The organism is Chloroflexota bacterium (assembly GCA_020161265.1).
Taxonomy (GTDB): domain Bacteria; phylum Chloroflexota; class Chloroflexia; order Chloroflexales; family Herpetosiphonaceae; genus Herpetosiphon.
Genome location: JAIUOC010000002.1, coordinates 615,912 through 640,375, shown reverse-complemented (window position 1 = coordinate 640,375; position 24,464 = coordinate 615,912). Strand labels below are relative to the sequence as shown.

Annotated in this window: 20 protein-coding genes; 7 read left to right on the top strand and 13 right to left on the bottom strand. The window is 49.9% G+C overall.

Translation table 11 applies throughout. The annotated features are described in order from the left end of the window. Nucleotides 1-19: 19 nt before the first annotated feature. Complete coding sequence (locus LCH85_07150; GenBank protein ID MCA0351758.1) at nucleotides 20-2,068, top strand: protein kinase; 2,049 nt, start codon at nucleotides 20-22, stop codon at nucleotides 2,066-2,068. A 60-nt stretch (nucleotides 2,069-2,128) separates the two neighbouring features. On the opposite strand, the gene LCH85_07145 is transcribed toward LCH85_07150, so the two are convergent. From LCH85_07145 to LCH85_07135, 3 genes are all read right to left on the bottom strand, one after another. Continuing rightward, nucleotides 2,129-3,781: a VWA domain-containing protein gene (locus LCH85_07145; protein MCA0351757.1), complete on the bottom strand. Its 1,653-nt coding sequence runs from the start codon at nucleotides 3,779-3,781 to the stop codon at nucleotides 2,129-2,131. Between the two features lie 94 nt (nucleotides 3,782-3,875). Further along, a complete protein-coding gene (locus LCH85_07140) occupies nucleotides 3,876-5,792 on the bottom strand; it encodes a PAS domain S-box protein (protein ID MCA0351756.1) in 1,917 nt (638 codons plus the stop codon). A 131-nt stretch (nucleotides 5,793-5,923) separates the two neighbouring features. Then, nucleotides 5,924-6,511 carry a TetR/AcrR family transcriptional regulator gene (locus LCH85_07135; GenBank protein ID MCA0351755.1) on the bottom strand — a complete coding sequence of 196 codons (588 nt, stop codon included), beginning with the start codon at nucleotides 6,509-6,511 and terminating at the stop codon, nucleotides 5,924-5,926. Between the two features lie 312 nt (nucleotides 6,512-6,823). On the opposite strand from LCH85_07135, the gene LCH85_07130 reads away from it, so the two are divergent. After that, nucleotides 6,824-7,258, top strand: coding sequence for a zinc-ribbon domain containing protein (locus LCH85_07130; GenBank protein MCA0351754.1), 435 nt, complete (start codon nucleotides 6,824-6,826; stop codon nucleotides 7,256-7,258). A gap of 91 nt (nucleotides 7,259-7,349) precedes the next feature. Here LCH85_07130 and LCH85_07125 read toward each other — a convergent pair whose 3' ends face one another. Then, entirely contained in the window at nucleotides 7,350-7,847 is a 498-nt protein-coding gene (locus LCH85_07125; GenBank protein MCA0351753.1) for a hypothetical protein, read from the bottom strand. Nucleotides 7,848-7,977: 130 nt separating this feature from the next. Between LCH85_07125 and LCH85_07120 the strand changes: the two genes are divergently transcribed. Both LCH85_07120 and LCH85_07115 read left to right on the top strand, forming a co-directional pair. After that, on the top strand, nucleotides 7,978-10,422 hold the full coding sequence (locus LCH85_07120; GenBank protein MCA0351752.1) for a tetratricopeptide repeat protein: 2,445 nt from the start codon (nucleotides 7,978-7,980) through the stop codon (nucleotides 10,420-10,422). Nucleotides 10,423-10,513: 91 nt separating this feature from the next. Then, the gene (locus tag LCH85_07115) at nucleotides 10,514-11,341 is read left to right on the top strand and encodes an SDR family oxidoreductase (GenBank protein MCA0351751.1); all 828 of its coding nucleotides are present in this window, start codon (nucleotides 10,514-10,516) and stop codon (nucleotides 11,339-11,341) included. 126 nt (nucleotides 11,342-11,467) lie between these two features. Here the strand turns inward: LCH85_07115 and LCH85_07110 are convergent, their stop codons facing one another. Together LCH85_07110 and LCH85_07105 are read right to left on the bottom strand one after the other, a co-directional pair. Continuing rightward, the gene (locus LCH85_07110) at nucleotides 11,468-12,703 is read right to left on the bottom strand and encodes an aminotransferase class III-fold pyridoxal phosphate-dependent enzyme (GenBank protein MCA0351750.1); all 1,236 of its coding nucleotides are present in this window, start codon (nucleotides 12,701-12,703) and stop codon (nucleotides 11,468-11,470) included. A 385-nt stretch (nucleotides 12,704-13,088) separates the two neighbouring features. Further along, nucleotides 13,089-15,242, bottom strand: coding sequence for a DUF5107 domain-containing protein (locus tag LCH85_07105; GenBank protein MCA0351749.1), 2,154 nt, complete (start codon nucleotides 15,240-15,242; stop codon nucleotides 13,089-13,091). Between the two features lie 168 nt (nucleotides 15,243-15,410). Here LCH85_07105 and LCH85_07100 point away from each other — a divergent pair, with 168 nt between their 5' ends. Continuing rightward, a complete protein-coding gene (locus LCH85_07100) occupies nucleotides 15,411-16,175 on the top strand; it encodes a hypothetical protein (protein MCA0351748.1) in 765 nt (254 codons plus the stop codon). Nucleotides 16,176-16,224: 49 nt separating this feature from the next. On the opposite strand, the gene LCH85_07095 is transcribed toward LCH85_07100, so the two are convergent. Then, entirely contained in the window at nucleotides 16,225-16,989 is a 765-nt protein-coding gene (locus LCH85_07095) for a sporulation protein (GenBank protein MCA0351747.1), read from the bottom strand. 70 nt (nucleotides 16,990-17,059) lie between these two features. Continuing rightward, the gene (locus tag LCH85_07090) at nucleotides 17,060-17,455 is read right to left on the bottom strand and encodes a MerR family transcriptional regulator (protein ID MCA0351746.1); all 396 of its coding nucleotides are present in this window, start codon (nucleotides 17,453-17,455) and stop codon (nucleotides 17,060-17,062) included. Nucleotides 17,456-17,560: 105 nt separating this feature from the next. On the opposite strand from LCH85_07090, the gene trxA reads away from it, so the two are divergent. Continuing rightward, nucleotides 17,561-17,902, top strand: coding sequence for a thioredoxin (trxA, locus tag LCH85_07085; GenBank protein MCA0351745.1), 342 nt, complete (start codon nucleotides 17,561-17,563; stop codon nucleotides 17,900-17,902). A gap of 498 nt (nucleotides 17,903-18,400) precedes the next feature. Here trxA and LCH85_07080 read toward each other — a convergent pair whose 3' ends face one another. Next, complete coding sequence (locus tag LCH85_07080; GenBank protein MCA0351744.1) at nucleotides 18,401-18,658, bottom strand: helix-turn-helix domain-containing protein; 258 nt, start codon at nucleotides 18,656-18,658, stop codon at nucleotides 18,401-18,403. Here LCH85_07080 and LCH85_07075 point away from each other — a divergent pair. After that, on the top strand, nucleotides 18,657-20,252 hold the full coding sequence (locus LCH85_07075; protein ID MCA0351743.1) for an AAA family ATPase: 1,596 nt from the start codon (nucleotides 18,657-18,659) through the stop codon (nucleotides 20,250-20,252). The two genes, LCH85_07080 and LCH85_07075, sit on opposite strands and share 2 nt — an antisense overlap. On the opposite strand, the gene LCH85_07070 is transcribed toward LCH85_07075, so the two are convergent. The 4 genes from LCH85_07070 to LCH85_07055 all read right to left on the bottom strand — a co-directional run bounded on the left by LCH85_07070 (nucleotide 20,245) and on the right by LCH85_07055 (nucleotide 24,458). Next, nucleotides 20,245-20,676: a response regulator gene (locus LCH85_07070; GenBank protein ID MCA0351742.1), complete on the bottom strand. Its 432-nt coding sequence runs from the start codon at nucleotides 20,674-20,676 to the stop codon at nucleotides 20,245-20,247. The two genes, LCH85_07075 and LCH85_07070, sit on opposite strands and share 8 nt — an antisense overlap. A 64-nt stretch (nucleotides 20,677-20,740) precedes the next feature. Then, nucleotides 20,741-21,616, bottom strand: coding sequence for an ABC transporter permease (locus LCH85_07065; GenBank protein MCA0351741.1), 876 nt, complete (start codon nucleotides 21,614-21,616; stop codon nucleotides 20,741-20,743). Beyond that, nucleotides 21,613-22,572, bottom strand: a complete 960-nt coding sequence (locus LCH85_07060) for an ABC transporter ATP-binding protein (GenBank protein MCA0351740.1) — start codon at nucleotides 22,570-22,572, stop codon at nucleotides 21,613-21,615. The genes LCH85_07065 and LCH85_07060 overlap by 4 nt, the downstream gene beginning before the upstream one ends. Beyond that, on the bottom strand, nucleotides 22,572-24,458 hold the full coding sequence (locus LCH85_07055) for a DUF4350 domain-containing protein (GenBank protein MCA0351739.1): 1,887 nt from the start codon (nucleotides 24,456-24,458) through the stop codon (nucleotides 22,572-22,574). Before LCH85_07055 ends, LCH85_07060 begins: the two co-directional genes overlap by 1 nt. Nucleotides 24,459-24,464 lie beyond the last annotated feature (6 nt).

Here is a 24,464-nt window from a genome sequence, read left to right as displayed (position 1 = left end):
GCTGAACAGGAGCCGGATCGTGCTACCTCGAACGTTTGGCAACTATACGATTGAGCGTGAACTAGATCGGGGAGGGGTTGCAGCAGTTTTTCTTGGTCAGCATCGGGCCTTGCCGCGCCAAGTGGCAATTAAGGTGTTGCTTAATCATACCGAGGAGCTGGTTGAGCGTTTTCAGCGTGAGGCCGAAATCACCAGCAAGCTGCGCCATCCTCAGATTATCGAAATTTATGATCATGGGATGCAAGGGCCATTTGCCTATACGGTGATGGCGGCGGCGCTGGGTGGTTCATTGAAGCGCATGCTCGAAACTGCCCCAGAGCAACGGCTCAGCCCTGATCTAGCGCTCAGCGTGTTTTACCAAATTGGTGAGGCTTTAGATTTTGCCCATAGCCAAGGCATCATTCATCGTGATGTTTCGCCTGGCAACATTTTGTTTGATCAGGGTTTACAGCAGGCCATGCTCTGCGATTTTGGGATTGCCCGCTCGGAGCAAACCCACAGTAACACGACCAATCGTGTGGTTATGGGCACACCTGGCTATTTCTCGCCTGAGCATCTGCGGGGAGCACGCGAAGTCAATGCTCAATCCGATATTTTTGGGCTTGGTTTGATTTTATATGCGATGTTGGCTGGCCGTTTGCCATGGGCCGACCCGCTGGATTATGCCGACCCTGAGCATGTTCAACCGTTTCCACCCATCTCGACGTTAGTTGGTCTTTCGCCTGACATCGACCCGATACTTGCCAAATTGTTATCGGTTGATCCCGCTCAGCGCTATCGGACAGTGGCCGAAGCGAGTGCGGCGCTACGTCGGATTTTTTCGGAGCATCCTGCCTTGACTACCAGTGAAGGGAGCGTCTCTGTGCAGCGCCACTCGCTCTATCTAGCCCCATCCTTCCAAGCGGAAGGTCTCCAACCAAACGCCGTCGAAGAATATCTTGGTCCACACCTAAAAGCCGAACATATCAAACGTGCCCATCGACGGGCCGCGATTTTGAGCCAGCCTGATCATTTGGTCAATTTGCTGGAAGCTTGGAGCATGGGCGAACGCTTTCGCCGCCGTAACATTGGCCGCTTAGCAACCTTCTATCGCGTACAAAGCCAAAATATTTATTACTATAAACTTGATGTGCTGTATGAAGTGCGCGGCGAAGCTTTTGTTAAGCAAGAGGCTGATCGTGAACGCCAACCCATGACTGGCGATATGGAACTGGGGGTTTGGGAGGTCAAGCTGCCTGAGATCACCGATTTCGTCGCTTCCGAAGGCTTGGTTGATCGGATCAAAGGTTCGGAACAGGTCAGCCAATGTGGGCGTTGTGCTGGCAAATGCAACATCTTATGTCAAAAATGTAAAGGCAACGGTCGGGTAACCATTACTAAAACTGTCGAAAAGATGGTTGATGTAACCGATGCAAATGGCAATAAGGTGCAAACCCCAACCCAAGTTGTCGAAAACGAAGTTCAAACCTGTAGCGATTGTAAAGGTAAAGGCTATTTGGTTTGCCCTGATTGTCAGGGGATTGGCATGATCGTCAAGCGCAAGGCCTTCAATTGGCAACGAATTCCGCAAACCTGGCAGATTAATGATGATTTACCAGCGGTTGATGAGGCTGTGTTGCAAAGCGAAGCAGTCGAGGTCTGTAATTATACACTCAACATGATTCCCAAAGAGTGGGCGTTAATTCCCAAACTTGATAGCTTGGTTGAAAAAGCCATGACTGAAGTCACCAAGGATAAGCGGATCGTTTTGGCGCGATTGGTGGCACATATGGTGCCTGTGACCAAGCTGCAATTTTCGATTGGCCAACAGCTTGATGATGGCGATGTGGTCAAGCTCTATAATGATGATAACGACGCAGATACGCCCAGCGTGCCAGTGATCGTCGAAGAGCCAGGCGAATTGCCAAGCGATCTGTTTACCTTGCATTTGCTTGGCTTCAAAAATAGCATTAGCGAAGAAGAATCGCGAGTATTCCGCGATTGGTCACGGATTATGAGTTGGCTAGGAGTTGGCTTGCTAGCGGCTGCCTTCGTGATCACCTTTATCTTTATTATCTTTGTTTACTAGGGCAACTAGTTCGGCTGAAACAGCGCGGTGGGGTTGCTTCCAACCCCACCGCTGTTATTTTTAGAAGTAGCGGCTCAAATTTTCGAAGATTTTATCAATATCGCCAGTGCTACCTTGGACCAACTCGGTGCGTGAGAAATCGGCAATTTGTTGCAAAATTGAAGTTTCAGCATCAGCACCATAGGCAATTGGGAAGATTTGAATACTTGATTCACCAAAATTGCTGAGCATTTGATCGATTGAAAGCTGGCTAGCAGTATCAGCGCCGTCGCTTAGCACCACAATTGCATTAATTCGATCAGGTTGTTTGAGGTTTTCCAACTCCTGACGGGCCAAATCGATTGCATCGTAGAGCGAGGTATTACCATCGGGCACTAGCCCTTGGGTTTGCATTTGCAAATTAGCCATGTTTTCGCTGCGCGTGGCAAGGGGCACTAAGACGGCTGGGCTTGATGAGAAGCCGATCATGCCGATGTTATCTTTGCTCGGCAAGCGATTGAGAAACACTTCAACCCCAAGTTTCGCTTGATCCATTTTGTCGTCGTCGCGCATCGAGCCAGAGCTATCGACCACCAACATAATATTGGCGGGCTTACGATTGTTAGCCCATGCATTTTTGGCAGCCACAATCACATCGGCTGGTGGGGTTGCCAACGAATTGCGTGGTTGATTGGGGTCTACGCCAAATTGAGCAGTTAATGGTGATGCCAACGCTACATCGACGTTAGCTGGCCGAAAACCTTGCTGCATGGCCAAATTTTGGCTTTCAGGCGTAAGCAAGAAATCGTAGAAAACGCTCGCAGCAGCTTTTTGGTCGGCAGTTGCATCGCTCATCACAATAAAGGGATTATCGTGGATAAACGTGCCTTCTTTGGGATAGATTGCCACTAACGGGACATTGGGAGCCTGTTTGTTGAAATCTATCAGGGTAATTTCTTCCATCGGAAAGGCTGAAATATAGGCCATGCCATATTTTTGCATGTTTTGGCTGAACACCAAGGTATTCGAGCCATAGTGCTTGATGCCTTGGGCTAAATCACGCAAAAATTGTTGGCTTTTTTCTTGATTGATGTCTTCGACCGTCAAATCGCTGGTTTTGCCGTTGGCTGCATACAACTCAGCCAGCACAGTTGAAAGTGCGGTGGTGCTAATGTCGGGGTCGGTGTGGCCCCACGAGAAGCGGCCCCAATCTTGTTGGCCGAATTTACCCCAGCCTTCGGTATCCTGAATCAGCGCCAACATATCCGACCAGCCGACCTCTTTGCCAGGGTAGCCCATGGCTTCGGCCATTGGTTTCCACATCGAAATAACCACTGGTGTGAGCACCAACGATTGAGGATCGGCTTCGGCAATGGTGGGATTATTGCTTTCTTTCTTCAATACTTCCAGCCACGTCGAGGCCGAAGGTGTCCAGATGGTTGTCTGAAGTTGGCCAGCGCGAATTTGGGTGCGGGCTGTGCCTGAGGAAAGCTCTTTGCCTTCAACGATGACCCGTTTACCGTTGGATTGCACATTTTGGTTGTTGAAAGTGGCGATGCGTTCTTGAAGCCATTTGGTTTTCTCTGGGCTGTAGGTGATGCTAATCAGTAGATCATTTGCGCCTACAACTGGCCCACTAGTTTGGTTAGTGGTGGTGGTAGGTTGGGCTTCTTCGCCACAAGCTGCAAGCACCAGCATAATAACGACTAGAAAACTACGGAAGAAGCGTTGCATAAGCTTATTCTCCTTAAACTGACAAGCTCTATTGTAGCGCTTTGTGAGGCGTTAAGATAGGTTCGTTGCTGGTACGTGGATTGGATGGCTGGGGTTACGCTTGGTTGCGTAATACCATCCGAATACCTTGTTGCAAGGTGGGGTAGGTCTGGAGATCGCCCAGATCGCCGCCGACGCTGATTAATGCTTGGGCCACATCGGGCTGAATTCCGGTCAAAATGAGGTCTGCGCCAAGTAAGCGAATGCCTTGGGCGGCACGTAACAAACGGCTGGCCACTTCACGATCAACATTTGGCACGCCAGTCATATCGAGCAAGGCAACCCGTGCCCGTTGGTTCGATAAGCCTTCGAGCAAATTATTGGTAATCTGCTGTAAGCGTTCGCCATCAAGCGCCCCGACCAACGGCATGACCACCACATTATCGCTGAGCGGAATTAACGGAGCGTTCAAGCGAGCCAGCACGGCAGCATGGCCACGAATAATCTCATCTTGCAGCCGATTGCGTTCTTGCTCAGTGCGGCGGCGAATGCGAATATCACGCAGGAAGGCGATCCAGAGTTGCTGCTCGCCGAGCTGCATTGTGCCCAACACCATTTCAACTGGTTGAATATCATTGGTTGGCAAGCGCACATCAAACTCATAGGCAGCAGTTTGTTGTTGGATGGTAGCAAGTTCTACGCCTAGCACTTCAGCAATATTTAGTTGATCGACGTTGCGGCCCAAAATGCGTTCGGCAGCGCGATTGGCTGAGCGAATAATGCCCTGTTGATCATAGGTAATAATTGCTTCGGCAGCGTGATCAACGATGGCTTGGCGTTGGCTGCTCGATTCGACCATTGCGCTGGCGATTGAGTTGAACGACGTTGCAACTTGGCCTAATTCATCGCGGGTATCAATTGCTACATTGCTCAAGGTATTTGAGGTCAGCATGCTGCCAGCCGCCCGTTGAAAAGCGCGAACCGTATCCATTACTGCGCGATAGAAGCCAAGGAAGAGATATACTGCCACTAAGACGAGAATCGTGATTAGGCTGATGAAAAAGATTCGACGATTTTGCGCTTGATTAATGCGCTGGTTGAGCACATTATCAAGCTGAATTGACGTTTGATCCCACAGGCCAAAGCTAGCATTGAGCGTGCGTTCGGTTTCTTGGCGAAAAATGCTTGGATCAATCGTTGGAGTTTCAACGCGAATCACTTGCAAAATAATTTGGAAACTTAATTCCTCAGTCGCCTGAATAAAGGTGCGAACTGCACTTTCTAGTAATGGGCGCAAGCTTTCATTATTGCTAAACACTACGCCTAAGCTATAGTTGATTTTGGTATTGGTTTCTTGGAGTTGGCTATTGACAACCGTCAACGTGTTTTTTTCTTCGCTGCTGACCGTGCCACGAGTGATTGCATTGCCACCAGCTCCAGCGACGCGTGCGGTAGCAGCCTGGTGGGCTGGCAAGGTTTCAATCAAGGCATTCATTAAATAATAGCTATCGATGTTTGGGTCGAGAATTAAGCCTGATTGATCGCCGATCCGCTGCATGCAGGCACGAATCGCCTGAATCAGCCGATCGTGGGCGGCATTGCTATCGGGCACACTGCGCAAGGTTAATTGAGCTTGCAGCCGTTCCCATTCATTAAACAGGATTGTGACTTGTGTTTGGGTATCATAGCGATCCTGATATTGCAAATCGAAGGCTTTAAATGCTTCAAGATGTTGGGCAAGCTCTTCGTTTTTAAGCAAAAGTGGAGTTAAAAATGCTTGATCGCCACCAAGATAGCGCTCGGCGATTAATTGTTGCTCGATAATATCTTGCAAAATTTCACGTAGCGGTTGCAAATAGGTCGTGCCAGTTAGTTCGCTCCGCGTAAAATTAATTTGGCGTTGAATTTCGGTTAATTGGGCACTCAGCAAAAAGGTTAATGGAATGGCGAAAACCAAGCTCAATAACCCAAATTTTTGGGGATAGGTTAGGCGTTTCATCAGCCATGTGGCTGGAGTAAAGAATGCACGCATGGTTCGAATACCTAATGGCTGAGGTGTGGTTGCACCTTATGATAGCATATCTGGATATTTTTGTGCAGTAGGACTTTGCATCCCCTATTTGGCTGAGCTTGAGGCGTTGTCGTAGCTTGAAACGCGCTAGATTAGTGGGTTGGGTTTGGTGGTAGTAAAGCCTGCTCAATAAATTGCAATAAGGTTGGTTCGTAATGGCTGACATCGCTTTCACCGCGAATCATGGCCATGGTCACAACCCATTCAATCAAGCCCGCCAGAATTTCGGCCAAGGCCAGTGGTTGATAGGTATAGATTGTACCTTGCTGCATGCGTTGGGCTAGCGCTTCGGCCAGCAGGGCGTGCAAACGGAGGCGAGCAGGCTGTTGGTGTTCAACCTCGATACTCAAGCCAGCTTCTAGCCCCAACAAGCGAAATAAATCGGTATGTTGCAGCGAAAAGCGAATCGCTGTTTGCACACATTCGCGAATCATGATTGGAGTTGATTCAAGCGCCAAAATCGGCAGAATCACCTCGGTTAAACCCTCTAGAACCGAATCGGCTAGGGCCATTGCCAGGGTTTGCTTGGAATCAAAGTAGAGATAAAGCGTACCAGTGGCCATCTCGGCGCGGGCGGCAATATCGAGCATGCGGGCTTTGGTATAGCCTTGTTCCATAAAAATTTCGCGGGCAGCGCGGAGAATTGCTTCGCGGCGGTGGGGGTCGGCGGTGCGTGCCACTCGTTGGCTCCTTTGAACATTTGGATAATCTAGCGATGTTGGCTTGATTATAGCAAAACTCCATGCTGGCTCAAGCGCTAAAAATTGCAACTAAAGAATGATTTTAGCCCATTCTGAAGGGCTAAAATTGCCTAAAAAGTGGCTTGCACAGCGTTTTAGCTATGATATACTGGCCGCAAGTGAATGTTTTGGTCGCGAGCTCAAATGTAGCTCTGCTGCCCCACACGCAATCGGCTTCCTCGCTTGAGTTTTGCGTTGACCCGAACCCTTTCACCCCGAAATCTGGTCTTAACCTTTTTTGGAAGGAATCCTATGAGTTTCACCGACAAAACCCTCGTCTGTGTCGATTGCGGGAATGACTTCGTTTTTACTGCTGGTGAACAAGAGTTTTACGCACAAAAAGGCTTTACCAACGAACCACGTCGCTGTACTCAATGTCGTCAAAGCAAAAAACAACAGCGGAGCGAGCCAAGTAGCCGCTCATCATTTAGCCGAGATAGCAGTTTTGGTGGTGGTCGCGAGCGCAGCCGCGAGTATGGCGGTCGCGATAGTTTTGGTGGTGGTGGGCGTTCTAGCTTCGGTGGTGGCAATCGCCGCGATGCTGCTGGCCAAGCTTCACGCGAAATGTACGATACGGTGTGTGCTGAGTGTGGGCGTACCACGACAGTGCCTTTCAAGCCAACTCAAGGCCGTCCGGTCTATTGCCGCGATTGTTTTCAAAAGCAACGAACTTCTTCACGTTGGTAAGGTCGGGTAGCGTAGCATAAATCTTGGTGGGGCAGCCGTTCAGTCGCCAATTGTGGCGGCTGAATTTGTTTTAATCACGCTCTTGCATTCTTCACAGGTGTTGCATTCCAGTTTCAAGATCAATATGACTCTGTGGCGATAACCGTAGTTGCGGGCGCAGCTGTGGCGTAACCGCTTTTTTGCGGCGGCCAAGCGTCAAATGGAAATTGACTAAATAGGCTCCATCGCTGCGCCGCAAGGTTGGCAAGCCAAAATGTTCACGAATCGTACACAAGCCTGGGCTATGGCAATCAATCCATAAATGCAGGCCGTTTTCAGCTTGTAGCACTGGCACATAGCGAAATGTGACTGTCTCGCCGACAAATGCCACGCCCCAATCGGCTTGGTTGCGGTTGGGAGCTTCGCCCTTGATCACTGAAATATGTGGACGTGCAGCAGGTTTGCAGGCAATATTGGCGGTTTCGACCAAATACAATAGGCTGGCATGAGCTTCAGCCGCAACCCTTAGCAAATACCAATTTGGCTCGTAAAAGAGTTGGCCTTCAAGTTCTAAACCTGCCTGATCATAGTGTTCTAAGGTTGTTACCATCGGTTTACCTCATTGGCTCTCGCAATTAGTTGAATTATTGCTCAATTTTAGCCAAATTATGCCAGAAATATGCTCAACGAGGATCTTTGTAGAGTGAGACCCCCGCTTACTCGTGATGTGAGGATTCCCTATGGAGATGCCAGCCCTAATTGGATTGCTCGTTGATGCTGTGCTTGCTGTGTCGCCTGCCGCTGATCGCCCGACCATTGAAGCGGCGTTTGGCGCGATGTTGGCGGGTAAACCAATGCTACTTGATGATGCTCCTTTATCTCTACTGATTGATCAATCGGGCAATCAACCCCGTGCGACAATCGTGTATGCAGGCCAGACGATTGCTATTGACCTGCCTGAGCCGCTTGACCCGCTGGTTGTAGCGCTAGCGGCGGTCGCCTCGCTACCACCGACAACTGTTCCCGCACCGCGTGCCGATCAACCAGCAGCCTCGCGATTACCATTTGAAGCAAGTAGCACGTTTGTTGGGCGTGAGCAAGAATTGTTGGCGCTGGCCGCCGCGCTTAGCCATGCTCAGCCAACGGTTGTGCTGCCCGCCGTCGCTACTGGCCTTGGCGGAATTGGCAAAACCAGCTTGGTCACTGAGTTTGCCTATCGCTATGGCAGCTATTTCCACGGCGGCGTATTTTGGATCAACTGCGCTGATCCTGAGCAGGTTGAAAATCAAATTGCTGCATGTGCCGAGGCGCTGGCTATCGATCCAACAGGTTTGACGCTTGATGCCCAAGTGCAACACGTTTTAGCAGCATGGCAATCGCCGTTGCCGCGCCTACTCATTTTCGATAATTGTGAAGATCCGGCGATCCTTGAGCGTTGGATGCCGACGTTGGGCGGTTTTCGGGTGTTGGTGACTGCCCGCAATCAATTAGCAACGATGAGCGCGATTCGGCTTGGAGTTTTGGCTCCTGCCGAAAGCCGTGCCTTGCTACAACAGCTTTGCCCACGCCTGACAACCGCTGAGGCTGAGGCAATCGCCGCCGATCTTGGGCATTTGCCGTTGGCCTTGCAGCTTGCAGGCAGCTACCTCAATACTTATGATCAGCAGAGTGTTGCTCAATATCGCCAAGATTTGGCGGTTACCCATCATTCGCTCAAAGGCGGGGCTGGGTTGCCCTTGCCAACCCGCCATGAACAAGATGTTGAAGCGACATTTATGCTCAGTTTGAACCAGTTTGATTCGGCTAATGCGCTGGAGATGCTGGCCTTAGATATGTTGGATGGTGCGGCGTGGTGTGCGCCTGGTGTGCCAATCCCCCGTCAGCTTGTGCTCGATTTTGTTCCCAATGAAACTGATGATCAAACTGCACTCGCAGCGCTGCAATTATTGGAGCAACGTGGATTAATTGATGGGAGCGAGGCGCTGGTTGTGCATCGTTTGTTGGCGCAAGTTGTTCAGGTTCATCGCGGCTCAGCGCAAATCCGCGAGCTGGTCGAATCTCGAATTAACGAGCATGCGGTGCGAATTAGTGCTACGCGCGTGCCAAAGCACATGCTGCCACTTGAGCCACATTTGCGTCATGTGACCGTGCAAGCGCTGGCGCGTGAGGATGAACGGGTCGCACGGTTGTGCAATAGTCTTGGCTATTGGGAGCATCTGCGTGGCGTTTATGGTGAGGCTGAGCGCTGGTATGAACGGGGCTTGGCAATTATGCAAAAAGTTTTGGGTCTAGAGCATCAAAATACTGCCCGCATGATGAATAATTTGGCGGGTATTCGTTTGGAGCAAATGCGCTATGCCGAGGCGCAGGCCTTGTATGAGCAGGTTTTAGCGATTTGGAATGTTGCTTTAGGCCCAGAGCATCCTGATACCGCGCGATGTATGAACAATTTAGCATCGGCTTTAGGGCGACAAGGGCAGAATGCTGAGGCTCTGGCGATGCTTGAACGATCATTGGCAGTATGGGAAGCAGCCTTAGGCCCAGAGCATCCCGATACCGCGATTAGTATCAACAATCTGGCGGTAGCTTTGGAGCGCGAAGGACGCTATGCCGAATCGCAGGCGTTACAGGAACGAGCGCTGAAGGTCTGGAAAAAAACCTTAGGGCCAGAGCATCCCGATACAGCGGCAAGTTTGAACAGTTTGGCCCGCTTGTTGGAACGCCAAGGCAAATATTCGCAAGCCCTGCCATTCTATCAACAGGCGTTGGCAATTCGCGAAACTGCCTTGGGGCCAGAACATCCCGACGTTGCTTCCAGCCTGAACGATCTGGCGGGATTGTTGCTCGAACAAAAACGCTATGCTGACGCGCAGGCCTTGTATGAACGAGCGCTGACGATTCGCGAATTGGTGTTTGGCCCAGAGCATGCCGATACGATCACTGCTATGGCAAATTTGGCGGTGACGCTAGAGCGGAGCGGCCAATACCGCGAATCGCTAGAGTTGCATGCCCAGGCATTGACCATTAGTCAAAAAGTTTTTGGCGATAACCACCAGACCAGCCAACGTATTCGCACTAGCCATGCCCGAACCGTCCAAGCGATTCAAGAAGCTTTCGACCAATCAGCTGCCAAACGATCCAGTGGCAAACGTACCAACGATGATCAAGTTAAACAATGGAAGTAAGGCCTAAAACAATCATTAGCAATTGTGCAATGGCATTTTGGCCTAAGGTTTAGTATGATCGTCGTATACTAGCTGTTTTTGGAGGTAGACAATGGCGTTATTGGCCGAGAAAGTGGCGTTAATTACGGGAGCTGGACGTGGGATTGGAGCAGCGGCAGCGCGATTGTTTAGCCAACACGGGGCACGGGTGGTCTTGTGCGATTTGGATGCTGCGCCCGTTGAGCAATTGGCGGCTGAATTAAAAGCTGCTGGCGGCCAAGCTTTGGCGTTTGCTGGCGATGTGACCAGTGCTGAATTTGCGCCGCAAGCAATTGCCGCCACCTTAGAGCACTTCGGCGGCTTCGATGTATTGGTCAACAATGCTGGCTATACGTGGGATGGCGTGTTGCACACCATGGATGATGCCCAATGGCAAGCCATGCTCGATGTGCATTTATCGGCTCCCTTTCGGCTGATTCGGGCTGCGGCTCCCTATTTGCGCGATACCGCTAAAGCTGAAATTAAGGCTCATGGCGCGGCCAAAGCCCGCAAAATTATCAATGTTTCTTCAGTTTCGGGCGTATATGGCAACGCTGGGCAGGTCAATTATTCGGCGGCCAAATCAGGTGTGATTGGCCTCACCAAAACCCTTGCCAAGGAATGGGGCCGTTTTAATGTCCAAACGAATGCGGTTTGCTATGGCTTTATTGAAACTCGCTTGACAGCTGCCAAAGAGCAGGGCGAGACGATTCAACGCGGCGATCAGGCGATTAAACTTGGCGTGCCCGAAAATCTCATGGCGGGAATTACCATGTTTCACCCGATGGGGCGAGCTGGTACGCCGGAAGAAGCGGCTGGGCCGATGGTCTTTTTAGCTTCAAGCTTGGCCAATTATGTGAACGGCGAAATTCTCGAAGTAACTGGTGGCATGGGGATTTAGTACAGGTATAAAGCAGAGGTGCAAGGACTATTTTCCCTGCACCTCGAATATTTAGATTGCGAATTGTTCTTAATTAACTCTAATCTTTAATTTCGTGCCCTTCGTGTTCTTCGTGGATCAATCAAATTAGCCAGCAGCTTGTTCTTTGCCATTGGTCGATTCGATAATGCCGCGATCAAGCAATTCTTGTAAACCTTGGGCGACAGCCTCGATCGTGAAATCAATTTGCTCAATCGTATGGGCGCTGGTCAAGAAGTTGACATCGCGGCGCAAAATGACTCCACGTTTGGCCAATGTGCCCAACAAGGCTTCCATCAAACGGGCATGGGTTGGCATATCGGGCGCAAAGGCAAAGAAGGGAATTGCATCATAGCCACAAACGCGCAAGGCCACTCCAAGCGCCTCGGCTTTGGCATTCACACCTTCGCGCAAACGTTGGCCAAGCTTAGCCACATGCTCAAAATAGTTAGTGTCACGATAGACGTTGATCACTTCGTAGCAAACTTCCAGCGAGAGCATTTCGCCGCCAAAGGTGGTTGAAACTTGCAAATCGGATAAGCGTTCGAGATACTTTTTGGGGCCAGCAATCGCGGAAAGTGGCATGCCTGCAGCGATGCCCTTCGAGAGACAGACGAAATCTGCATCAACGCCATAGAATTCTTGCGCTCCACCAAGTGCTAAGCGGAAGCCCGTTACTACTTCATCGAGCACAAATAATGCGCCAACTGCATGACAAGCAGCCTTAACTTCGTTCAAATACTCAGCATCCAAGCAGTGTTTGTAGGGCATTGAAAGCAACACGGCGGCCAATTGATCGCCATGCTTGTTGATGGCAGCGATCAAGTTGGGCTTTTCGTGGGGAGCCATCAATGATACTTGTTCGGTGTATTGGCTGAGCACGGCGGGCACACCAGGAGTGTAATACATAAAATGGTCGTGCCAGCCATTGTAGCCAACCGTGATAATCCGTTCGCGCTTGGTAAGGTGGCGAGCCAAACGCACGGCGGCAGAAGTGGCATCAGCCCCAGTTTTAAAGAAGCGAGCCATTTCAGCATTCGGAATAATATCGATCAACGCTTGAGTTGCCCGTAGCTCAACTTCAGTGGGCAGCGAATGAATCAGCCCTTTATCCAAATTGTTGCGAATTGCCTCGACCACTGCTGGATGGTTGTGACCCAAGGTGGTTGCGCCCAAGCCACAAATAAAATCGATATATTGATTGCCATCAACATCGGTTACCAACGCGCCATCACCATGATCAATAAAAACTGGAAACGAACCATAGGCGAATTGCTCAGGCCGTTTCATCAACGATTGGGTTGTCCCTGGAACAATCGCTTCGGCTTGGGCTAACAATTCCATCGATTTGGTGAGATTTAGGGCTTCGCCGCTGACCTTGGGCAGTTGTGCTGCACTCATGCTGCTCGATCCTTCCATATATGCTCGACGTTTGTTTGATTATGTAGAATAAAATCAATTTAGTCGGATTAAATAGATTTTATTTGAGCGCTAGTATACGGAAGCGGCGCTGGTTTGTCAAAATCTTTGGCCTAGCCCCAGCTTGCGGATTTTTCGCAGGTCAAGGGCTAGGTTTCAACGCAGCGGCGCAAAGGGAATTATGAAGGATGAGGGATGAAGGATGAATAGCTTATTCGTGCAATTCGTGGCTAAGAACTTAACCTTCGTATCCTTCGTGTCCTTCGTGGATCAAAAAATAAACTTCGTGGTTGCTAAAAACAGATTTTTGCTAAGGAACAACGATTTGCTGAGTTTGGCCTGCCCATTCGATTGCAAGCAGCTCGCCACGAGCAATATTTTGGGTTAATTCAATCCGCAGTGGCTGTTGTGGCTTGAGATCAAGCGTGCCTTGCCAGATCGTTTGGCCTGCCTTGCTAATGCGAATTGGCGTTGCAACGAAGGCTTGGCTTGGCTGAATTGCCACGCTCACAGTGCCGTTGCTGCTGATTTGCAAGCCAACTGCGCCATAACGATTGCCCGCACTCAAATCGCCCAAATCGTGCAAGGGCAGCCAATGCGCCTCGAACGAACGACTTTGGCCTGCGGCTAGGCTTGGGTAATCCCAAAATGTGGCTTGTGCGCCATGCCATAGTTCGGCATAATCGCTGCCATCGGTCGTGTAAAGGCTGCGATCAAATTGGTCGCCAAAGGCAAAGGTTTTAATCCCAGGCAAATTTGGATCAAGATCAACCAACATCAAGCCTTGGTTGAGCGCTGGATCATACACGCCAGCCCATTTGCCGCTCAGGTTGTCGGCGGCAAAGAGGCCGATATAGCCGTTCCAGGTGGCATAACGACTAAGATCCCGCTGATTAAAATTGGGCCAGCTGATTGTTTGTTGTGGTGCTGGCAGCGCCGCGTCTTGGGTTGCATGCACAATCATCTGCTGGGTTGGCACGACAAAATGTAAGCTACGTTGCAGCTGGTTGATTCCACCAGGCGCAATCATCGCATTCATCCAAAATTGAAATGGCTGTGGGCTAGCGGTTGGGTTGCGATAATTGCCGCGCATATTCACAATTTGGCTATCGTTAGTTAGCTCAATTGTGATTTCAATTTGAATGCCAGTATGGCGCTCAGTTGTTGAAACGATCACCCGTGCGGCATCGTTGGTTTGCTCCAACCGATAATCCCATGGCTCGGATTCGAGGTAGCCATGCTCCTCGGTGGGCGCGGCCCATTCGATACCACCTGCGGCCAGCCACCAACCGCGCTGCCCCAAATGGCTAGCTTTAATCACCGGATTTTGATAGAGCAGGTTTTGGCCTGTGGCTTTGTTGGTCAGTTGATAAACCCGACCGCCCAGTTCAGGCAAGATCGTTAGCATGACATAACGATTTTCAAGCTTGAGCAAACGATAATTTTTGGGTTGATAACCCGTAATTTTGCTGCGATCAATTCGTTTGTAGGGGTAAATTGGGTCGCTGGGTAGGCTATCGACCAGCGCTGGCTGATAGCCTTCGGTATTGATGGCCAACGTGCCAGCCTCAGAAACTTTAGCCGCAATGCTGCTATCCTGAAAATAATACATTGGCTTGGCATAGCGCCAGCGATAGTAATGACTGCCCACGTTGCCCATTTCAACTTGCCAATTCGCCGAGTTATTGGGATTGTAGGTCAGCACACGGCGTTCAAAAGCTTGAAATAGCACTCGTTGGGCTTGGCCGTTAATCGTTGTATCGATCCAGTAGGCTTCGGTGATTGGGTAGCCAAACGTCCCTAGCACATTGGTTACATTGCTCAACGATTGCTGAAAATCGAAAAATACTTTGGGCACGTTATGGCCCGTGACGCTTTCATACTGCACGATGGTGGTGTTGGCAGTTGCCAAATCTGGCTGATCGCTGATCTGGCCGTTTGCCGCGAGCAGACTGCTAATCCGTTGGCCTTGGCGGTTTTCGCTGCGATGATCGCCGTTGGTGGTCGCGATAGGGGCAAGGCTGGCGTAGGTTGGGCTTGGGCTATCAGGATCGCCAGCAATTGGCACGTTGGCCGCTGAACGAGCCTCAAATTGCTGATCGCCTGTTTGTATTTGGCCGCTGATCAGCTCAACGACCAACAAACCATTGGTTGCAAACCACTCACTGTTACGATCTGCATCAGGCTGGCTAATTTCCATGCGAGCCTTATCAAAATATTGCACAAGGCGGCTAGCTTGGGGCGATTGCTGATAGCGCTCGATTATTCGTGGGCCGATGTTTTGACCCCAAACCCACGAACGACTGGTTTGACCATCGGCCACTGCTTGATCGGCACGCTGCCAGCGTTGGCGAAAGGCTGTATCGGCAAACCCATCAGTAAACGCAGCATAACTTGGGCGTTGGGGCACGAAACTCAAACTGACAATTAATAAGCAAAAACTTAGGGTTATTCGACGCAACATATATCCCTCCAACATCAAATAGCTATGGTGAGTATAGCGCTGTGGTGGGCCAAAAACCATAGTTTGCGGCTGAAGTTGGCCTGAGAAACCTGAAAATTCTGCTAGGTTTGGGGCGATTATGCTCTATAGTATGGCTAGTGTGTGAATGCTCAAAAGGGGGCTGCTGCGATGAACGATCTGCAAATTGCTGAACAATTGCAAGCGAGTTATAGTCTGTTTGCGCCGATCCGAGCGCATTTTCGTGGGCCTGGAGTCGAACGCGGTGGCTGCCCACGCCATGGTATGCATGCGGTGTATGCCAAAAAATATGGCGAACATCTGGCGACAATCTATCCAGGCATCAACGCAATTGGAGTTGAATCGTCGTTTGATGCGGCTCAATTGCCAGCAATTATGGCGGCGTTGGGCAGTTTGCGCGAGGTGTTGTTGGCAAATTTGGCTCATCGGATTGTTGAATATGCCCAAGCTAGCAAGCCGTATGTTTTGCCCGCCTACCTGCGCAGCATCGAAGTGGCGCTTGAACATTTTGCCAAACGCCATCCTGAGCAATTGGCGGCGCTTGATGCAGTATTTTGCGTGGCTGGGGGCGAGGGTTTCCGCGATTTAATTGTGTTTCATGGTGGGCATCTTTTGGAGCAAGCCAAGGCTGGGGCACTCTGGACGAATATTGATATTTATTCATTGGTCGATTTGCATGACCGCCAAACGGCTGAGGGCTTAGAAAAGTTTGAGGTTTGGTGCTTAGGCGGCGATTTAGCCAAAGCGGTGCTGACTGAATTTCAGAAAGCGGCCTTGATGTTGGTGATTCAAGGCTGGCAACCACAGCCGCTCACCAAAGAATTAGCCTTATTGCCAGCCGATCTGAATCGCCATTTTAGTCAGATGCTGCGTAATTTATTGCACAAAGCTTTGGCGCAATATGTTTTAGGTTAAACAGTGGACGGTCGATCACCAATTGTAGTGATCGACCGTCGTCGTGAACTTAGTGGCGCATGCGCGATTGGATGGTTTGGCTGATGATATGGGCCAAATCAGGGCGTTGAATATCGGCGTGGGTAAAGGTCAACTTGGCATAGCGTTCGTTGAGATCAAAATCGGCAAACAGCTTAGCAAAGCCATGCAAACGCTTGTCGATTTCCAAATAGACATCAACCCCATAATCTTGCAAATCGAGCACAACCTCTAATTCTTCGATGTGGAAACTTTGGTGGCCATAGGGCTTGAATTCAAGCTCTTGCACAAATGGATAGGGGCCGCGCCAGCGTGAATTGTATTCGTTGTGCACGGTATATAGTTGGAAGCCAATTTGTTGGATGGCCTGAATAATCGTTGCCTGCGAAGGATGCGGCTGAATTTGTAATTGATCAACATCGCCTGCATCGACCCCGCCGCTGATTGATAAACCAGTCCGAATAAAGACCGGTTGATGGCCCATGGTTAATGGCGTATCGAGCGGCAAATTAATGCTAAAGGGAATGCGTTGTTGAGCGCCTGGTTGAAGCTTAAACCGCTGCGTCAGTGGATATTGCCCAATCGTGTGATCTTGGGTCATTTTGCTGTCGTCGTACTCGCGGGTATAGCGAGTGACCAAAAACAAATACAGTGCTTCGATATCTTGTTCGACATCACCGCCCATAATATGCACTTCGCCAGTGATCGTGCCACCTGGAGCGGTTGTATTATTGTGGAGATGGGTTTCGATACGAGCATTGCCAATACCAACGCTGGCGAGCAATTTACGGAACATGCACATCCTCCTAAGTTGATCGATTTGTTAAGGCGTTATACGTAGACACAGTATCAAAAGGTTTCACGATTTAATCTTGACAATGTTGTAACACACAATGGACACACATTTCAAGGGTGGCGCAGCGACAACGCAACCCGCGCTGGAGTAATTGTTGCACATGGCTAGCTTGTTCGAGCAATTGGCTGAGATCGGCCAACTTTTGCTTGGCTAATTGCCGCCATAAACCTGCTAACGGAGCCTGTTGCTGCTCATGTTGAAACAGCAATTGAATTTCGGTAAGGCTAAAGCCAAGCCGTTGGGTTGTGCGAATAAACGCTAGACGCTCGAAAATCTGTTGATCGTAATAACGCCGACCATTCTGGCGAGCAGCAGGCGGCAATAGATTAATTTCTTCATAATAACGAATGGTTGAGGCTTTGATGCCAGCCTGTTTGGCGACCATACTGATACTAAGTTGTTGCATATGCCGACCTCTGAAATTGCTGCTTGACTTCAAGTTGACTTGAACTTGTAGACTGCCAACGAGCTACTGTAATCATGCAATAGCTGTCAAGCGGAGGTCTCGTTCATGCAAACCGTGATTGATCAGCCAGTTCATATTAGCGATGCCAGCTTTGAAACGCAGGTATTACAATCGGATACGCCAGTCATTGTCGATTTTTGGGCACCTTGGTGTGTGCATTGCCGCGTGATTGCGCCAATTTTGGCCAAACTGGCACAGCGCTATGCTGGTGAAATTGTGGTTGCCAAAATCAATACCGACGAAGATGTGCAATATGCCAGCCGTTTGGGTGTGCGTGGTTTGCCCACGATGGTGGTATTTCAGCATGGTCAAGAGGTTGATCGCTGGATTGGGGCGATGAGCGAAGCTGCGTTCGAACAACGTGTGCAAAAGCTGCTTGGGCGTTAAATTATAACAGGCAGGCTGCTTCTCACGGCGGCCTGCCTGTTTATTCTTCCTCGGTAAATTATCTAGGCTCCCACAAGCGGACTATTGGCATTCTTCCAACCTACTCCATTGTTCTTCTCTCCCACAAGCGTTGACGATAGATTGATGGCGGCTAGTGTAACAGTGTTACAACGGCCACTGTGGGTTTGCAATGGCTGGCAATGTAGCCCTCTACAGCTACAGAGCGCACGGCTGGCGACCATGAGACCTCCTAGTGGTGACCGATGGAGTGCTGCGACGCTTGAATTTGGCTGGTTGCCTAGCACAGACTGTTGGTTGAAATCGATAGTCGGATATAATGATGCTAAGGCACAGCCACATTCGCACTGGCTCGGTTGCTTTATTAAGTTGTTGGTTGAATTAATCGTCGATAATGCTACGATAGCATACAATCAAACCAAGAGAGTGCAATATCTCTCTTTATTGTGTCTAGAGTTTGGCGGGAGAATCTTGGAGAAATTACGAATCCGTAACTGAGGGTTGAGTGATTGTGGCTGATGTTGGTTGAGAAAGATAGCGCTCAAGCTCAGCCGCCGTTGTGTACCAATAGCGATCAAGTTTGATGCCACGGATTTTACCTTTATTAAGGTAAACGCGCAAGGTGCCTTCGGTGAGCGATTGAGCCGGGTAATATTCACGGGTATAGGCCGCCGCCTGCTGCAAGGAGAGCAGTTGGCTGGCTGGTGGGTCGTAGGTTAGACCAGAGGGCTGTTCCATGCCACATCCTTGGCCAAATAAAATGCTCCGCCAATTACTCCGCGGCGAGATGTTATCGCAAACGTTGCAGCAGTGGGTCGATAATCATGGTGGTCGGCAGGTAGTTGTGCAAACGTTGCGCGATGGCATGAGCCACGATGTTGATGCACTTGCCTTCTTTGAACAGCAGGTAAATCGTTATACCACAGAAAGCCAAAAAGCTGCAAATCTTAATATGGCCGATAGCACCTACTATGCCAAACGTGGCCGTTTTTATGAGCAATTACGCCATTTGCTCGATCATCTGCCTAGCCTGCGTCCTACCACGATCATTGGTCTGCCGATTCCGCTTACGCCTTTGGTTGGCCGCCAAGCAGTTTTGCAAGAGTTGCTTGAACTTTGCCGCGAATATCGGCTGGTAACCTTGCATGGTATTGGTGGCATCGGCAAAACCCGCCTCGCGATTGCCCTCGCTAGCTATATTGCCAATGCTGGCTTTGCTCAAGAAGTCGTTTTTATCGATTTACGCAATGAATACACAGTGCATGATAGCTGGCATGCCTTGCTCAATCGCTGGCTCGGCGACCCCAAAGCCGATTTAACCAGTTATATTCAGCAATCCAATCGCCGCACGGTCTTGATTATCGATAATTGTGAGCATATTCGGGCAGTTGCCGAGATGCTGCTGCCATTACTCAATTTTGGCAATATTTCAATTATTACCACCACGCAAATTGCCTTGAGCATCAATGGTGAACGACGCTTTCCTGTGCCAGCCTTGAGCCTCGAAGAAGGGATTTTGTTGTTTGAGCAACGTGCTCGCGATTTGAACCGTCAGGTTGAGCGTCGGCAAACCGAGCAAATTGTTCAGCGTTTGGCAGGCCATCCCTTGGCGATTGAAATTGCTGCTTCGCAATTGTTGCTGGTTTCGCTCAACGATATTTTGGCCATGACCAACGTTGAAATGTTGGAGATCGAATCGTTGGCAAATGGCTCGGCCTCGCATCGCACCTTGCGCCAAATGGTTGAATATACCTTTTCGTTGTTAAATGATGATGTTCAAGCTGCTTGTTTGCGCTTGGCCTTGTTTGAACATCATTTTAGCCTAGCCCAAGCCACCCAAGCTTTTAAAGTCAATTGGCGGGTGGCTAGCGGTTTGGTCGATGCATCATGCTTGGAGGGTAGTGTCGATAGCCGTGGCGAAACGCGGTTTAGTATGCCAATTGTAATTCGGCTCTATGCTCGGCAAGTAGCGCTCGAACGCGATGTCTATCATCAGTTGATGCTGGAATTTACCCAATATTGGGCCAATGAAATTAAGCAGATTTTGCAGCGTTGGGAGCAAACGATCGAACGCGCCAAAGATCATGGCGAATTGCTCACGCCGATGAACGATCTTTCGTTGTTGCGTGAGAGTTATACGACGATTCGTGGCTGTTTGCAATGGGCGGCGATCTATGAGCATGGGCAATTATTGGAGTTAGTCGGCGGTTTGTGGAAATTTTGGCTGCATTATGAAAGCCCCGAAGGTCGTTTATGGTTGCGTTCGGCCATGAGTATGGCGAGCGAGCAGCAACGCAGCGAATTACAACAAATTCTATTGCTGTTTAGCTGAAGATTGGCACTGGCACATCGCCTGCCCACGTGTGTTCCCAAACCGCTTCACCAGCCAACAAACGGCTAATTTGTTGCGGAAAGTAGGCTGGGCGAATTGGCTTGCCTAAAAAACCAAAAAAGCCCAAAGCCTTGGCACGTTCAACAATGCTCATATCACTAAATCCTGTCAAGGCAATACAGGGGGCTATCGAGCGCAAGGAGCCAATCAAATCGAAGCCTGATTGATCTGGCAGCTGCACATCGAGCAAAATGAGGGCAGGTTGTAAGGCTTGCACGGCTTGAGCTGTAGCCACGCGGCCATTGGGGAAGAAGTGTAATTGATGGCCTTGTTGGTGCAATGTGCTCCGAATGATTAATAGCGTATCTGGTTGGTCTTCGATCACAACAAGTGTAGCGATACCAGCCTCCTTGGATTTCAACATGTGGCTGAATTGTACCGCGAAAGCAGCGGCATGAGCAATAGGGCATGCCGCTGCTCAACAATTGCTAGCCGCCGCTTGAATGGGCAACCGATTTTTGCAATTGCTTGGAGCTACGCCAAATCAAGAAAGGGATGAGCATCAGCCAAATCAAGACGGAAATAACCCATGGTTGTAAAATTGTGCCACCACCAAGTTGGCCTTGTAAATCTAAAGTCCAGGTGGTTGCTTGACCATCGGTAACGCTCTGAATCCACATAATAAGGCTAAAGAACGGGCTGAACGACAAGGCCACAACCCCAAGATTGCGGATAAAGCCATTGTTCATAATGGAATCAAATAATGGTTGATCATTCGAGAGCACTGCTAAGACTAATATCGCCAGTAATGGCAGCCCAATCGCCAATACCAATGCTAAGCCAAGGGTTGCCATCATCGCCCCACGGCTGGTTTTAGCCCACGAAGCTCCCCAAATCCCGATGCTGCCATAGCCCAAAACTGTGACCAATTGAATCGCCAGGGCAATCCATAGGTCGCGGGCTTCGATCCCGCCAATTAGCAAGGCCAATGCGCCAATTGGCAAGCTGGCTAAACTAAGCAAAAAGAGGAATAAACAAGGCGCAATCAGCTTGCCCAAGATGATTTGGTAGCGCCGTACAGGTGTGACCATCAACACGTCGATGGTTTGGCGATCGCGTTCGCTGCCCAGCGATGAAGCATTCAGCGATGGTGCAAAAAAGGTTAGTTGAAACAAGGCTACGGCGGCAGCGGTGCTATATAAACTTAAGCCAATCTGGCTGCGATCGATAAACCCATTTTCGCTTTGGCCAGCGTAAATTAGCACACACAAGCCACTGAGAATGAATAAGTAGATGCTGAGCATGGTAAACGCCCGATTGCCGCGCAAATACGAGCGAAATTCCTTTTGCAAAATTGCCTTCATGCCACCACTCCCTGTGTCACATGCAAAAAGACTTCTTCGAGGTCGGATTGGCGTTCGGCAAAGTGATTGACCCGAAAGCCTTGGCTGATCAGGTTGCTCAAAATTGCGCTGCTCTCTTCGGCTGTGCCACTGAAGTTGATCGCTAATTTGCCGCCTGCCTGATCATCGGCTAGCTCATTGGCTAAATGCACATCGTTGATGGTTGGCAGTTGTTTGAGCATTTGCAAGGCTGGCATTGCTCGTTCAAGCACTTGCACTTCGATCAATTTATGTGGGCGTAAATCCTGCATAATTTGTTCGACTGGACCGCTTGCTAGGAGTGTGCCACGCTCGATAATGCCAATATGGCTACACATTTCGGCTAGTTCCGACAAAATGTGTGAACTAACCATAATCGTTTTGCCCATGCGGCTTAATTCGCGTAGCAACTCGCGTAGTTCGATTCGTGCGCGTGGATCAAGCCCACTGGCTGGTTCATCGAGAATTAACAAGCTGGGATCGTGGGCCATGGTGCGGGCTAAACTGAGGCGCTGTTTCATCCCACGGCTGAGATTCATTACATAACTATCGTGTTTTTCGGTCAGATCGACTAGTTGCAATAATTCTTGAATCAAACTTGTTCGGCGTGGCTGTTTGATACCATAGATGTGGGCAAAGAAATCGAGGTATTCCCAAACCCGCATGCTTTCGTAAACCCCAAAATAATCGGGCATAAAACCAATCATTTTGCGCACTGCATCGGGATCTTTGCGTACCGAAACGCCGTTGACAAAGGCTTCACCAGCGGTTGGTTGGAGCAAGGTGGTCAAAATTCGCATGGTGGTGGTTTTACCAGCGCCATTTGGCCCAATAAAACCATAGACCGCACCTTTGGGAATGCTCAAATTGACCTGATTGAGCGCTAGGTGAGTGCCAAAACGCTGGGTTAAATTGTGGGTTTCAACGATCAATTCCATCAGCGTTGCTCCAAATCAACATACAAATTGTAGATATTGCTGCTCTTTTGCGGAGCGGCGATTCCATCGACGGTAATTTCGTTGAGCACCTCGGTATCAAGCACTGTGATATGCGGCTCGGTATAAAGCGAATTTTTGGGCAGCCCATTGTAGTTGGTGCGCTCGTTGCCTGCGTTCCAGAGCAATTGGAGGGCTTGGGTTAATTGGTCGTTGTTGTTGAGATAGGGGCTGCTTTGCATGACGCGATCAAGGCTTTTATCGATCGTAATCGAAGCACCTGGTTCGAGTGCTGGCAAAATAATACTTTCTTCGCCACTGAACAGAATCGCATATTCAACCTTGCGTTCGCTTCGGTTGGTAATTGTTGCACCTTCCCACGAATTAGCTTTGGCTACGTTAACCTCAAAGTTGTAGGGAACTGCGGCTGGGCCAATTGCGGCGAGGGTTTGCATTTGGCCAATGTTGCTTTGCCAATTGGGCAAGCGAGTTTTGCCATCGTTGGTTTGCTCGATTGTGCCCGAACCCTCGCCGCCAAAGCCTTGAGTTGGTTGATTGCCAGCAATTAAATTGGTATCAATACTGCCATTCCATGCGCCGCGTCGGCCTGCATTGAAGCCATAGTTGACGCTTAGACGGCCTTGATCGGCCCCAAGTTGGCTATCGATAATGTTAATCGTGGTGACATTGATATTGCCTGTGCGTAAATCGCCACCAGCCAAATACATAATGCCCACGAAGCCGAGCACAACCAATGGAATGCTAAACCAAGCCCATTCCCGCCGATCCAAACGCCGCAAAATAAAGTAATTGATCGGGCCAATCAGCAGAATGTAGCCAAACAAAATTCCCATCAAGCCTAAAACTGAAGGCAAATTTTGATCAGTGCCACGAATCTGGATTGACCATGGCGAAAGCGCTACATTCCAATCGCGGTAGAGTTGGGGTTGTAAGAGCACTGGCCAAACCAACCGATCATTAACTTCGGCGGGTAAGTCGCTGGGATTGAAGGCTGTGACGAGGATTTGGCCCATGCCCAGCTTGCGACTGACGATCAAGGCTTCATTATTGGCCCCAACGCCGAACATGCTAGCATCGGCGGTTGCTTGAAGTTGGTTAACTCGTAGATTGATTTGAGCAAAAGCGGGAGTATTGCGCCCATTGAGTGTGGTTAACACGGCTGAATTACTGCTGCGGCTAACGCTCGCAGGCAGGAGCGCTACGAGTTCTTTGGGCAGTTCGGCGCTATTCGGGCCACCACTGACGATCAGTGTGCCGCCGGTTGCGACCCAACGTTCGAGGGCGGCGGCTTGCTCGGCAGTCGGTTGAACATCTTGCAGCACAATTGCTGCAAAGTTAAACAATTCGCCGTCGGTGCTTGGCAGTTGATCTGATTCAAGCGGCATCACCGTGGTGAGGCGGCCTGGAACTGATGCGCCAGCTAAACTTGAGGCTGGCCCGCCAAATACACCTACTAAAATTTCTTGGCTATCGTGTACCCGCACATTGCTGCGATTGCGGGCTAGTTGCTTGCCTTGAGTATCAACAACTTTGATTTCGACCACCGTTTGATTGAGATTGGCTCGCATGAGCAAACGCACTTGTTTACGCGAACCACCAGGCAGATCGACATTTTGCAGCAAATCGGCCTGCCCAAAGCCCGTGGTTACCACAACTTGGGCTTGAAGGTCGGCTCCGCTATTTTCGATCGTTGTAATAATTGGATACCAACCACCATTCGCGACATGGCCTTGGGCATCAAAGCCAACCTGATCGATAGTGATGGTGATGGCATCGGCATTTTGGGCATGACTTAGGTTGGGCCAAAGTAGGCAGATTAGGCCTAAACCAAGCCAAAACCACCCACGCCACCGGGCTGACTGCGCCATGAAAAC

Excerpts from the sequence above, each read along its gene's own strand:
- LCH85_07145 (MCA0351757.1), bottom strand. The coding sequence starts at position 3,781 with ATGCAACGCTTCTTCCGTAGTTTTCTAGTCGTTATTATGCTGGTGCTT.
- LCH85_07140 (MCA0351756.1), bottom strand. The coding sequence starts at position 5,792 with ATGCGTGCATTCTTTACTCCAGCCACATGGCTGATGAAACGCCTAACC.
- LCH85_07130 (MCA0351754.1), top strand. The coding sequence starts at position 6,824 with ATGAGTTTCACCGACAAAACCCTCGTCTGTGTCGATTGCGGGAATGAC.
- LCH85_07125 (MCA0351753.1), bottom strand. The coding sequence starts at position 7,847 with ATGGTAACAACCTTAGAACACTATGATCAGGCAGGTTTAGAACTTGAA.
- LCH85_07120 (MCA0351752.1), top strand. The coding sequence starts at position 7,978 with ATGGAGATGCCAGCCCTAATTGGATTGCTCGTTGATGCTGTGCTTGCT.
- LCH85_07115 (MCA0351751.1), top strand. The coding sequence starts at position 10,514 with ATGGCGTTATTGGCCGAGAAAGTGGCGTTAATTACGGGAGCTGGACGT.
- LCH85_07110 (MCA0351750.1), bottom strand. The coding sequence starts at position 12,703 with ATGGAATTGTTAGCCCAAGCCGAAGCGATTGTTCCAGGGACAACCCAA.
- LCH85_07105 (MCA0351749.1), bottom strand. The coding sequence starts at position 15,242 with ATGTTGCGTCGAATAACCCTAAGTTTTTGCTTATTAATTGTCAGTTTG.
- LCH85_07100 (MCA0351748.1), top strand. The coding sequence starts at position 15,411 with ATGAACGATCTGCAAATTGCTGAACAATTGCAAGCGAGTTATAGTCTG.
- LCH85_07095 (MCA0351747.1), bottom strand. The coding sequence starts at position 16,989 with ATGTTCCGTAAATTGCTCGCCAGCGTTGGTATTGGCAATGCTCGTATC.
- LCH85_07090 (MCA0351746.1), bottom strand. The coding sequence starts at position 17,455 with ATGCAACAACTTAGTATCAGTATGGTCGCCAAACAGGCTGGCATCAAA.
- trxA (MCA0351745.1), top strand. The coding sequence starts at position 17,561 with ATGCAAACCGTGATTGATCAGCCAGTTCATATTAGCGATGCCAGCTTT.
- LCH85_07075 (MCA0351743.1), top strand. The coding sequence starts at position 18,657 with ATGCCACATCCTTGGCCAAATAAAATGCTCCGCCAATTACTCCGCGGC.
- LCH85_07080 (MCA0351744.1), bottom strand. The coding sequence starts at position 18,658 with ATGGAACAGCCCTCTGGTCTAACCTACGACCCACCAGCCAGCCAACTG.
- LCH85_07070 (MCA0351742.1), bottom strand. The coding sequence starts at position 20,676 with ATGTTGAAATCCAAGGAGGCTGGTATCGCTACACTTGTTGTGATCGAA.
- LCH85_07065 (MCA0351741.1), bottom strand. The coding sequence starts at position 21,616 with ATGAAGGCAATTTTGCAAAAGGAATTTCGCTCGTATTTGCGCGGCAAT.
- LCH85_07060 (MCA0351740.1), bottom strand. The coding sequence starts at position 22,572 with ATGGAATTGATCGTTGAAACCCACAATTTAACCCAGCGTTTTGGCACT.
- LCH85_07055 (MCA0351739.1), bottom strand. The coding sequence starts at position 24,458 with ATGGCGCAGTCAGCCCGGTGGCGTGGGTGGTTTTGGCTTGGTTTAGGC.